This is a genomic window from Pseudomonas sp. SM4 (assembly GCF_051913165.1).
In the GTDB taxonomy this organism is placed as follows: Bacteria; Pseudomonadota; Gammaproteobacteria; order Pseudomonadales; family Pseudomonadaceae; genus Aquipseudomonas.
On sequence record NZ_JBODOE010000022.1, the window covers coordinates 69,583 to 80,966 of the forward strand.

Below are 11,384 nucleotides of genomic sequence, written 5' to 3' on the forward strand. Positions count from 1 at the left end.
CTGCTCGCGATGGCGGCCTGACCGCCGTCCGATTTACCTCTGAACGTACCCGATTCAAATTGTGGGAGCTGGCTTGCCAGCGATGACGGCCTGCCAGTCAACTCATTTCCCTCTGAATGCACCCGGCTCAAACTGTAGGAGTGAGCCTGCTCGCGATGGGGTATTGCAGCCCGCCAATATCCTCCGCAAGGCACACAAATGACCGTTTCCAGACCCAGCCTGGAAACGATCACCGTTCACCCGGTCAGCTCACGTCGCGACGTTCAAATACTTGCCCACCGACGCCGTTTGCTCCAGCGAATACTGTTTGCTCAGGTTGGCAATCATGCGGTTCAGCGCTTCGGTGGTGCTTTGGGTCGAGGCTGTCTGTTGTTCATCTGGACGTTCGCGTCCCGCTTGCAATGCCGCTTTCAACTCGTCGCTGCTCACACCACCGCTGCTGTCGCTGTCCAGGACTTTGAGCAGTGCGGCGCTGGTGTCGGTGCTGCTCGATGAGGTGCTGTCGCTGGCTTGCAGTGCGCTGCTCAGTTCTGTGGCGGTGACGCTGCCGTCGCCATCGGCGTCGAGTTGACCGAACAATTCGTCGCTGTTGATTGGCGGTGGCGGTGGTGGCGGTGGGGTCAGGCTGGCGGTGAGTTCGTCCTGGCTGACGACGCCGTCTTCGTTCTTGTCCAGAGCCGAGAAGATTTTGCTGCTGTCGGCGGTGCTGCCGGCGCTGGTCAGGCCGCTGCTGAGTTCGTCGCTGCTGATGGCGCCGTCGCCATCGAGGTCGAGGGCGCTGATCAGGGCGTCGGCGAGGTCGGTGTTCGGCGGTTGATTGCCGGACGGTGGCGGTGGTGGCGCCATGGCGGTCATTTCTTCGGCGCTGAGGCCGCCGCTGCCGTCACTGTCCAGATCACCGAATTGCTTGCTCAGGCTGACCAGCAGGCCGTCGTCGGACTTTTGCGACAGGGCACTGTTCAGTTCGTCCTGATCCACCGCGCCGTCGCCGTTGCTGTCGAGTTTGGCGAACAGTTCTTTTTGCAGTTGCTGGCTGCGTGCATTTTGCGTGGTCGTGCTGCTGGTGCTGGTATAGCTCGTGTAGTTGCTGACGCTACCGATCATCGGACTCACTCCCTGGAATGGAAAACCGGTGGGTATACCGGCTTATGCAGCCTCAGGGATTAAGTTGTCAGGGGTATGTGAGGTTTGTACCGAGGGGTACACAGACTGAAAGCGCTCCACGAACCCTGTAGGAGTGAGCCTGCTCGCAATAGCGGTGTGTCAGGCAAAGCAACTCTCACAGATAAATCGCTATCGCGAGCAGGCTCACTCCTACAGGGGGAGGTGTGTTTTCAGGGGCGCGGCAGGCGAATGATCGCGGTGAGGCCGCCGCCGGGGGTTTCTTCCAGATTGAGTTGTCCACCCAAACGCTGCGCGGCCTCGCGGGCGATGGTCATGCCCAGACCGACTCCGCCAGAATTGCGATTTCGCGAACCTTCCAGGCGATAAAACGGTTCAAACACCGCTTCACGCTTGTCCTCGGCAATCCCCGGGCCGTGATCGATCACGCGGATCAGCAACTGTTCACGTTGATCGTGCAGTTCGATGCGTGACTGGCCGGCATAGCGCAGGGCATTGTCCAACAGGTTGTTGAGGCACGAGCGCAGCGCCATCGGTTGCACCGGCAAGGGTGCGCAATGGCCGTTGACCTCAACGTCAGCGCCCTGATCCTGAGCGTTTTCGCACAACGATTCGACCAGCGCCTGCACATCCATCAACTGCAAGGCTTCGCTGGTGCGCTGTTCGTGCAGGTAGGTGAGGGTGGCGTCAAGCATGCCGATCATGTCGTTGAGATCCTGGCGCATCTGGCTCTGCAGCTTGTCGTCACTGATGTTTTCCAGGCGCAGTTTCAGGCGCGACAGCGGTGTGCGCAGGTCGTGGGAGACGGCACCGAGCATGCGCGCGCGCTGTTGAACCTGCTCGAGAATGCGTTGTTGCATCAGGTTGAAGGTGTGCGCCGCCTGCCGCGCCTCACGGGGGCCGGACTCGTCCAGCGGTGGGCTGTCGAGGTCTTCGCTGAGGCGTTCAGCGGCGTCACTCAAACGCTGGATCGGCCGACTGAGCAGTTTCGCGCCGTACCAGGCAGCAATCATCAAAGTAATGAATTGAAAGGTCAGTGGCACCACCGGCCCGCCAAACCAGGGGCGCGGCGGACGGAGTTCGAAGCGTGGACTTTGCGCGGGCCGCTGGCCGTCAAACGCTTGGGAAAATTCAGGCGGCGGCGGAGGGGGCGGCGGTCCGTAATGGTGGAACCAGGCAAAAGCCAACAGGTGCGCCAGGACAATCGCCACGAACAGCACGCCAAACAGGCGACCGAACAGCGTGTCGAAGCGCGCCCGCATCAGCCGATATCCCTGGCGTCGAACAGATAACCCTCACCGCGCACGGTTTTGATCAACTGCGGGGCTTTTGGATCGTCACCGAGTTTCTGCCGCAAGCGCGAGACCAGCAGGTCGATGCTGCGGTCGAACGCTTCAATCGAGCGACCACGGGCGGCATCAAGCAATTGTTCGCGGCTGAGCACCCGGCGCGGGCGTTCGATGAAAACCCACAGCAAACGGAATTCGGCGTTGGACAGCGGCACCACGAGGCCGTCGTCGGCGATCAACTGACGCAAGACACTGTTCAGGCGCCAATTGTCGAAACGAATGTTTGCCCGTTGCTCGGTACGGTCATCGCGTACCCGGCGCAGAATGGTTTGAATGCGTGCGACCAGTTCGCGCGGTTCGAATGGCTTGGCCATGTAGTCATCGGCGCCCAGTTCCAGGCCGATGATGCGGTCGGTCGGCTCGCAACGTGCGGTGAGCATCAGGATCGGGATGTCCGATTCGGCGCGCAACCAGCGGCACAGCGACAAACCGTCTTCACCCGGCAGCATTAAGTCGAGCACGACGACGTCGAAATGTTCGGCCTGCATCGCCACGCGCATCGCTGCACCGTCAGTGACGCCGCTGGCGTGAATGTTGAAGCGGGCGAGGTAGTCGATCATCAGCTCGCGGATCGGCACATCGTCGTCGACGATCAATGCGCGAATGCTCCAGCGCTTGTCGTCTTTAGGCTCATCAGTCGCGGTCGTTTGGGTGTTGTGCATGAGGCTGTTCGTCTGCCAGATAGGCCGCCAACCACAAAGATGGGCTGCGAGGTTGTGGTTTCAGCATAGGCGTCCGGCCGTGAGGCGGGAAGTGCTGATGTAAGGGCGTGTTGCGGCTGGCGAGGCTAGCGCGGGCGCTTGTTGCTGGCGTGTCGGTTGTGTATCGGAGTCGACACAATAGCAGCGAGCGCTATGCTGATCACGGTCGGCGCGACGATTTACCGATCATCGGGTGCCGCGCCGCCGCCGGTTCCGCTACAATGCGCGCCGATTTCGACCTGCCTGAGAGCCCATTCATGTCCGCCTGCCAGACTCCTATCATCGTCGCCCTGGATTTCCCCACCCGTGACGCCGCACTGAAGCTGGCCGACCAGTTGGACCCGAAACTGTGCCGGGTCAAAGTGGGCAAGGAACTGTTCACCAGTTGCGCCGCGGAAATCGTCGGCACCCTGCGTGACAAGGGTTTTGAAGTATTCCTCGATCTGAAATTCCACGACATTCCCAACACCACCGCGATGGCCGTGAAAGCCGCCGCCGAGATGGGCGTGTGGATGGTCAACGTGCATTGCTCCGGCGGTATGCGCATGATGGCCGCCTGCCGTGAAGAGCTGGACAAGCGCAGCGGCCCGCAGCCATTGCTGATCGGCGTGACCGTGCTGACCTCGATGGAACGTGAAGACCTGGCCGGTATCGGCCTGGACATCGAGCCGCAAGAGCAAGTGTTGCGTCTGGCCGCGTTGGCCGAGAAGGCTGGCATGGACGGTCTGGTGTGCTCGGCGCTGGAAGCGACGGCGCTGAAAACCGCGCACCCGTCGCTGCAACTGGTGACCCCGGGGATTCGCCCGGCGGGCAGCGCGCAGGACGATCAGCGCCGCATTCTGACCCCGCGTCAGGCGCTGGATGCCGGTTCCGATTATCTGGTGATTGGTCGTCCGATCAGCCAGGCGGCTGACCCGGCGCAGGCGCTGGCTTCGGTTGTAGCCGAAATCGCCTGATCCCGTAGGAGCTGCGGCACGCTGCGATCTTTTGATCTTGCCTGTCTTGTGGTCGAAAACGTTAAAAGATCGCAGCCTTCGGCAGCTCCTACAGGTTATGTAAACCCCTGTAGGCGCTGCGGAACGCTGCGATCTTTTGATCTTCGACGTTAAACCTTCAACACCAACTTGCCAAAGTTCTCACCGCTGAACAACTTCATCAGCGTCTCCGGAAAGGTCTCCAGGCCTTCGACGATATCTTCCTTGCTCTTGAGCTGCCCCTTGGCCATCCAGCCGGCCATTTCCTGCGCCGCGCTGGCGTATTGCGCCGCGTAATCCATCACCACAAAACCTTCCATGCGCGCGCGGTTGACCAGCAGCGACAAGTAATTGGCCGGGCCTTTGACCGCCTCTTTATTGTTGTACTGACTGATCGCACCGCAGATCACCACCCGCGCCTTCATGTTCAGGCGGCTGAGCACGGCGTCAAGAATGTCACCGCCAACGTTATCGAAATACACGTCCACGCCTTTCGGGCATTCGCGCTTGAGGCCGGCGATCACGTCTTCGTTTTTGTAATCAATGGCGCCGTCGAAACCCAGTTCATCAATCAGGAACTTGCACTTGTCGGCGCCGCCGGCAATACCCACCACGCGGCAACCTTTGATCTTGGCGATCTGCCCGGCAATGCTGCCCACCGCACCCGCCGCCCCGGACAGCACCACGGTGTCGCCAGCCTTCGGTGCGCCGACATCCAGCAGGGCGAAATACGCGGTCATGCCGGTCATGCCCAGTGCGGACAGGTACACCGGCAGCGGCGCCAGTTTCGAATCGACTTTGTAGAAACCTCTGGGCTCGCCGAGGAAGTAATCCTGCACGCCAATGGCACCGTTGACGTAGTCCCCGACAGCAAACCCTGGATTGTTCGAGGCGATGACTTTGCCTACGCCCAGTGCGCGCATCACCTCACCGAGACCGACCGGCGGGATGTAGGACTTGCCCTCGTTCATCCAGCCTCGCATGGCCGGGTCGAGGGACAGGTATTCGTTCTTGACCAGAATCTGTCCCGCCGCCGGCTCGCCGACCGGTACTTCCTGATAGGTAAAAGTCTCGCGGGTGGCCGCACCCACCGGGCGTTTGGCGAGCAGGAACTGGCGATTGGTCTGGGAAGTCATGACAGGCACTCGAGTTGAATGAAGCTTTGTTGATAGACCTTCGACGGCAACGTCGCAAGGTTGGCTGATGCGGCGAATGCTAGTCGATCCAGTGCAGTGATAGTCACCCGCACAGGTTTATCACTGCGACGCATGAGCACTTAAACAGCCACTGGATAGTGCTGACGTCTGATAACCCGCTGTCGCTATGCTGCAACGACAAGCATCCCCCTGCATCTTTGCGTTCGAGGACATAACAATGAGCATGACGTTTTCCGGTCAGGTTGCCGTAGTCACAGGCGCGGCCAACGGCATCGGCCGTGCGACCGCCCAGGCATTCGCCGCCGAAGGCTTGAAAGTGGTGGTCGCCGATCTGGATACCGCGGGGGGCGAGGGCACCGTGGCGCTGATTCGTACAGCCGGCGGCGAAGCGACCTTCGTCCGTTGCAACGTGACCGTCGAAAGCGAAGTGAAAAATCTGATGGACGAGGTGATCAATGCCTACGGCCGTCTCGACTACGCCTTCAACAATGCCGGCATCGAAATCGAGAAAGGCAAACTGGCGGAAGGCTCGATGGACGAGTTCGACGCGATCATGGGCGTCAACGTCAAAGGCGTCTGGCTGTGCATGAAGTATCAGTTGCCGCTGTTACTGGCGCAGGGCGGCGGGGCGATCGTCAACACCGCCTCGGTGGCCGGACTTGGCGCAGCGCCGAAAATGAGCATCTATGCGGCGTCGAAACACGCGGTGATCGGCCTGACCAAATCGGCAGCCATTGAATACGCGAAGAAGAAAATCCGCGTCAATGCGGTGTGCCCGGCGGTGATCGACACCGACATGTTTCGTCGTGCCTATGAGGCTGATCCGAAGAAGGGCGAGTTCGCCAATGCCATGCACCCGGTCGGCCGTATCGGCAAAGTCGAGGAGATCGCCAGCGCCGTGCTGTACCTGTGCAGCGACGGCGCCGCCTTCACCACAGGGCACTCGCTGGCCGTGGACGGTGGCGTCACCGCGTTCTGAAGCCGCGCCTGAAAACCAACCCGCCCTGGTGCGGGTTTTTTTATGCCGGCAGCCTGCTCTGTGTATCCGCTAAACAATGTGTATCAAGGCGTTAGAACGGTCGCTTTTGACGGCGTTGTCGCACAGCCTGTGCGGCGCGGCTGTGATTTACTGCCGCCAGCAAAACGGACAGGAGTTTACGAGCTCATGGAATTGAGAATTGACCGCCAGGCATTGGTGCCGGTAGTGCAGCAGATTGTTGACGGACTCACTGACTGGATCATGCGAAGTGGCGTGCCACCCGCCACGCGTCTGCCCTCGGTTCGACAAATTGCCCGGGGCAATCTGCTCAGTCAGTCCTGTGTGACCGAGGCCTGCGAACGGCTGGTTGCCCAAGGCATTCTGGCCTCCCGTCAGGGCGCGGGATTTATGGTGGCGGCGTCACCCAAAACGCTGAGCAGAACGGCCGGCGAGGTCGGCTGCGCAGGGATGTGTGCAACAGTGGGCGGCTTGAAGCTGGGGAGCGGCGGTTTGCCTCAGGGCTGGCGAGAGTCTGACGACCTGAGCTACGCGATCAGGCAGGTCGCCCGCACCGACATGGCCAGTCTGTTCGGCTACAGCTCGGCATTGGGCCTTTTCACCCTGCGAGAGCAGATCGTCAAACGCCTTAAAACCCTCAGCATCGAAGCCCATGAAAGCCAGCTACTGACCACGGCGGGGGCCAGCCACGCGCTTGATCTGATCGTGCGGACGCTGTTGCGGGCCGGGGATTGCGTGGTGGTTGAAACCCCGGGTTATGCGCCATTGTTCAACCTGCTGCGCTTGCATGGCGTGCACATGCTCGAGGTGCGTCGCACCCCGCTGGGGCCGGATGTCGTCGCACTCGAGGCGCTGCTGCGGGAGTTTCAGCCGGTCGCGATGTTCATCAACAGTCATCATCACAACCCGACCGGCACCAGCCTGACGGCGACTGTGGCGCAGCAGATCCTGCAGCTGTGCAGGCTGCACGGCGTGCGCGTGATTGAAGATGATGTCTACGCCGATCTGCACAGTGGTAACGGCACGCGACTGGCGGCGCTGGATGAACAGGTTATTTATGTGGGCAGTTTTTCGAAAACCCTGAGCAGTTCGCTGCGGGTCGGTTTCATCCTGGCTGACGCCGAGCTGATCGCCCGGCTGGCGCAGGTCAAGATGATCAGTTGCCTGGGCGCTTGCGGGTTCAGCGAGGCGGTGCTGGCCAGCCTTTTGGGCAGCGGCGCTTATCGCAAACTGGTGCAGCGCCAGTGCCAGCGTTTGAATACCGATCGCGCAGCGGCGTTGCAAGCGCTCGAAGATGCGGACTGGGAGGTTTTCGGCAAGCCGACCGGCGGGTTGTTCATCTGGGCGCGTTCTTCCATGACCGATCATGTGCGTCTGCGCCGACACGCGCAGCGTAATGATGTGGTGTTGTCTGCGCCGAACGCCTTCAGTCCCAGCGGTGAGGCCAGCGAGTGGCACCGGATCAACGTCGCCTACGCCTGCGACCCTCGGGCTCGGCAGTTTTTTCGCAGTACCTGTGCGGATCGACCTCGAGTGTTCTGAAAACGACGCGAGCGTAGCTTTTTGCCATTATTCCGACGCCAGAGACTTGTGCTGGTTCGTGGCCGTTGCGAATCTTCGTGCACAGACTATGGCAGGGGACTACGCGCAATGATTTCGGCCGTGCAAGGACGTTTTGCCAACCTCGGTATGGCGAAAAAACTGGGTGTCGGGTTTGTCCTGGTGCTGTTGTTGACCGCGCTGGTCGCGGCCATCGGGGTCTGGTCCCTGCAGACCATCAGTCAGCGCTTCGAGGGGCTCAAGCAGATGTCTGCGCTGAACAGTGGCCTGCTCAAGGTGCGCCTGCTGGAGCAGGAATACGCTTTGCGCGGTGACCCGAAAACCGCCGATGCCTTGCGTCAAGGCGTCGATGGGCTGATTGCCCAGGCCAACGAACTCAAGGCGCTGTCGCCCGCCAATGTGCCGGTGATGAGTGATGTCGAACAGTCGCTGGGCGCCTATCGCAAGGCGTTCGATGAGTTCGTATCGCTGACACAAGCCAAGGATCTGGCGCTGGAGATGGCCAGTTGGTCGGTGTCCAGCGTGGCCAACAATCTCGATGTGTTGCAGGCCGGGCTGGCCGATGATGGTGCTTATACGTTGAAAGACACCGAGGGCAAGGACGGTGCGCAGTTTATCGAGCAAGCCAGTCAGGTCAGCCAGGTTTCTCGCTTGATGCTGCAAGCGATGAACGAGGCGCGAATTCGTCTGGACCAAAGCCGCAAGGGCGATGCCGACAGTGCGGGCAAGGGCAACATCGAACAGGCGGCGCAGGCTCAGGCACAGGCCGAGGAGCTGAAAGCAACGGTCAAGGACGAGGGCTATCTGACGGTGCTCAATGAGGTGTCCGGGCACATCGCCGGGTTCAACGACAAACTCGCCGAATACACCGGACTGCTGGCGCAGGAAAAAACCGTCTACGAACAATTGCACCAGCGCGCCGCGCAAGTGGTGGAGCGGGTCAATCAGGCCTATGTCGCTGAAGACGGTGCGATGCAGGCGGAGCTGAAGAAAAATTCGTTGCTGATTCTTGGGTCGTCGGCGCTGGCATTGTTGGTGGGCCTGATCGCCGCATGGGTTATTACCCGCTTGATCGTGGCGCCGTTGCGCAGCGTGATTCAGGTGGCGCAGCAGATTGCTGCCGGCGATTTGAGCGCCACGGTGCAAGTGACGCGACGGGACGAAATAGGCCAGTTGATGCAGGCCATGCAACAGATGGGCGCGGGGTTGAGCACGATTGTCAGCGGCTTGCAGGCGGGCATCGAGCAACTGGCCAGTTCGGCGCAATCATTGTCGGCGGTGACTGAGCAGACCAACCTTGAGGTCAGCAGCCAAAAAGAGGAAACCGAGCAGGTTGCCACGGCCATGAATCAGATGACCGCAACCGTACACGATGTGGCGCGCAACGCCGAAGAAGCGGCGTTGGCCGCACAAACGGCGGATGGCAAGGTCGAGAGTGGTCAGCAGGTGGTGCGTCAGAGCATGTCGCGGATCGAGCAGTTGGCGGATTCGGCGTCATCGGCCAGCTCCAGCATCGAGAGCCTGAGCGCGGAAATTCAGAATATCGGAACGGTGCTCGAGGTGATCAAGAGCGTGGCCGAGCAGACCAATCTTCTGGCGCTCAACGCGGCAATCGAAGCGGCGCGGGCCGGGGAGCAGGGCCGGGGTTTCGCAGTGGTGGCGGATGAGGTGCGTGCGTTGGCGCGGCGCACGCAACAATCGACCGAGGAGATCGAGCGCTTGGTCAGTGCGTTGCGGGCAGCGGCGCATTCGTCGGTGCAGCAGATTCAGGGCAGTGGTGAGCTGGTGAAGCTGGCAGTCAGTGATGCGTTGCAGACGGAGAGTGCGCTGGGGAGTATTGCGGCAGCGGTTTCGTTGATTCAGCAAATGAATCAGCAGATTGCGGCGGCGGCCGAGGAGCAGAGTTCGGTGGCTGAGGAGATTAATCGCAGCGTCACGAGTATTCGGGCGAGTGCAGATCAGTCGTCGCTGGCGATGCGCGGGAATGCGGCGTCGAGTGTTGAGCTGGCGCAGTTGGGCAATGAGTTGCGCTCGATGGTTGGCCACTTTCGGCTCTGACCCTCGGCAGCCCCTCCACGATTGAATGTGCACAAGTTTCATGCAGGAGCTGCCGAAGGCTGCGATCTTTTGATCTTCTTTTGCAGAAGCAAAGCTTGATCGCGAAGGCGGCCTGACCATTTCTAAAACAGTACCCAATCCCTGTGGGAGCGGGTTTGCCAGCAATAGCGGCCTGACATTCCCCCCCAAATCTCCCTCGACCACCCACAAAAAAAGCCACCCCTCGGTGGCTTCTCTTTCATCCCCTGCGATCAGTCGTAGATGACTTTCTTCTTCCAGTCTGCGTCCGCCTCGACGTCTTTGAGGCCGGCGGTCAGTTGGTTCTCTTCGCCTTCGACCGGGGCAATTTTGTCCATGACCTGGGCGTTGGCGCGGGCCAGCAGTTTTTCCAGGTATTGCAGTTGTTCGGCGTATATCTGCGGATCCTGCTGTTTGCGCAGGTATTGCACGCCGCGTTCGAAGGCGAGGCGGGCCTGGCCGGGCTGGTTTTGTTGCAGGGACTGTTGGCCGAGGTTGTTGAAGAACTCGATGTGCAGCAGCACCAGGATGTGGCGGACTTCACGAATCCACTGCTTGGCTTCGTTTGGCGGCAGGAAGCCGTCGTGGGCAGCGCGGGTGATCTGGCCGTGCAAGGCTTCGAGGAGGAAGCGCACGTCCTTGGCTTTGGCTTCGGTCAGGATCGGCGCCGGCGGGTTGTTGACCGGGATTGATTCGCCCTGAGCGACCAGTGCGCTCAGTTCAGTGATACGAGCTTTGGTGGTGGCGCTGGTTTTTTCCAGGTTCAACAGGCGCTGGCAGACGTTGAGTTCCAGACGGGTCAACAGCAGTTTGAGGCCGGGGGTCATGAACTGGCCGGGGAAGGTCTCGGTCAGTTCGCCGCAGCGGCGCAGGCGGTCGTTGAGTTCGACTTTGGTGCGGGCCTTCTCCAGTTTGTTGTTTTCCACCACATGGTTCATGTAGCCAATGGCGATCAGAATTGCGATCCCGGCTATGACTAGCAGGGTGATCATGAGTGGTGTCACCGGTAAGACCTCTTTATAGGGTTCGCATGCGAGTGTAGTGGCTGGGCATTTAGGCGCCTAGCGCCGCTCGACGAGTTGGATCGGCAGGTTCAATCTGTATCGGCCGCGTGCTGCTTATATGAATGCTGGCGCTTGATGTGCAGATTGCCATCACTGTGCGCTGACTATAACGTCTTGGCGGGTGGCGGAATATAGGCGTCAAACGTCGGGCGACGGAAAAGCCCGATCGGCCTCGCAAAGCAGGGCGAAGTCATTGATTTAAATAAATTTATATCGGGGGGTTGACGACCTCTCAATCCATCCATAGAATGCGCGCCACTTACAGCGTAAAGCGCACAGCGAAACGCGGTAGGGAGTGAAGTTGTAGTGTGTCCCCTTCGTCTAGTGGCCTAGGACACCGCCCTTTCACGGCGGTAACAGGGGTTCGAGTCCCCTAGGGGACGC

9 protein-coding genes, 1 tRNA gene and 1 pseudogene are annotated in these 11,384 nt (G+C 60.4%); 6 read left to right on the forward strand and 5 right to left on the reverse strand.

The window, feature by feature from the left end; genetic code table 11:
* Window positions 1-249 precede the first annotated feature (249 nt).
* The 3 genes from xopAW to ACQ4MY_RS28445 all read right to left on the reverse strand — a co-directional run bounded on the left by xopAW (window position 250) and on the right by ACQ4MY_RS28445 (window position 3,133).
* Entirely contained in the window at window positions 250-1,104 is an 855-nt protein-coding gene (xopAW, locus tag ACQ4MY_RS28435) for a XopAW family type III secretion system calcium-binding effector (RefSeq protein WP_440097198.1), read from the reverse strand.
* Window positions 1,105-1,334: 230 nt separating this feature from the next.
* Entirely contained in the window at window positions 1,335-2,384 is a 1,050-nt protein-coding gene (locus tag ACQ4MY_RS28440; RefSeq protein WP_440097199.1) for a sensor histidine kinase, read from the reverse strand.
* Entirely contained in the window at window positions 2,384-3,133 is a 750-nt protein-coding gene (locus ACQ4MY_RS28445) for a response regulator (RefSeq protein WP_008087827.1), read from the reverse strand. The genes ACQ4MY_RS28440 and ACQ4MY_RS28445 overlap by 1 nt, the downstream gene beginning before the upstream one ends.
* A 296-nt stretch (window positions 3,134-3,429) precedes the next feature.
* On the opposite strand from ACQ4MY_RS28445, the gene pyrF reads away from it, so the two are divergent.
* Window positions 3,430-4,128 (forward strand): orotidine-5'-phosphate decarboxylase, encoded by a 699-nt coding sequence (gene pyrF, locus ACQ4MY_RS28450; RefSeq protein ID WP_162483045.1) that lies wholly within the window; start codon window positions 3,430-3,432, stop codon window positions 4,126-4,128.
* Between the two features lie 149 nt (window positions 4,129-4,277).
* Here the strand turns inward: pyrF and ACQ4MY_RS28455 are convergent, their stop codons facing one another.
* Entirely contained in the window at window positions 4,278-5,282 is a 1,005-nt protein-coding gene (locus tag ACQ4MY_RS28455) for an NADP-dependent oxidoreductase (protein ID WP_440097200.1), read from the reverse strand.
* 238 nt (window positions 5,283-5,520) lie between these two features.
* On the opposite strand from ACQ4MY_RS28455, the gene ACQ4MY_RS28460 reads away from it, so the two are divergent.
* The 4 genes and pseudogenes from ACQ4MY_RS28460 (at window position 5,521) to ACQ4MY_RS28475 (ending at window position 9,918) form a co-directional block, all read left to right on the forward strand.
* The gene (locus tag ACQ4MY_RS28460; RefSeq protein ID WP_158829169.1) at window positions 5,521-6,282 is read left to right on the forward strand and encodes an SDR family oxidoreductase; all 762 of its coding nucleotides are present in this window, start codon (window positions 5,521-5,523) and stop codon (window positions 6,280-6,282) included.
* A gap of 186 nt (window positions 6,283-6,468) precedes the next feature.
* Complete coding sequence (locus ACQ4MY_RS28465) at window positions 6,469-7,842, forward strand: PLP-dependent aminotransferase family protein (protein ID WP_440097202.1); 1,374 nt, start codon at window positions 6,469-6,471, stop codon at window positions 7,840-7,842.
* A 990-nt stretch (window positions 7,843-8,832) separates the two neighbouring features.
* Window positions 8,833-9,057: pseudogene (locus ACQ4MY_RS28470) on the forward strand (HAMP domain-containing protein); the annotation flags it as partial.
* Complete coding sequence (locus ACQ4MY_RS28475) at window positions 9,055-9,918, forward strand: methyl-accepting chemotaxis protein (RefSeq protein WP_440097206.1); 864 nt, start codon at window positions 9,055-9,057, stop codon at window positions 9,916-9,918. The pseudogene ACQ4MY_RS28470 and the gene ACQ4MY_RS28475, both read left to right, overlap by 3 nt.
* A gap of 251 nt (window positions 9,919-10,169) precedes the next feature.
* Here ACQ4MY_RS28475 and ACQ4MY_RS28480 read toward each other — a convergent pair whose 3' ends face one another.
* Window positions 10,170-10,928, reverse strand: coding sequence for a hypothetical protein (locus ACQ4MY_RS28480; protein ID WP_045123332.1), 759 nt, complete (start codon window positions 10,926-10,928; stop codon window positions 10,170-10,172).
* A 382-nt stretch (window positions 10,929-11,310) separates the two neighbouring features.
* Here ACQ4MY_RS28480 and ACQ4MY_RS28485 point away from each other — a divergent pair.
* Window positions 11,311-11,383: transfer RNA gene (locus ACQ4MY_RS28485), tRNA-Glu, on the forward strand.
* Window position 11,384: the final 1 nt, after the last annotated feature.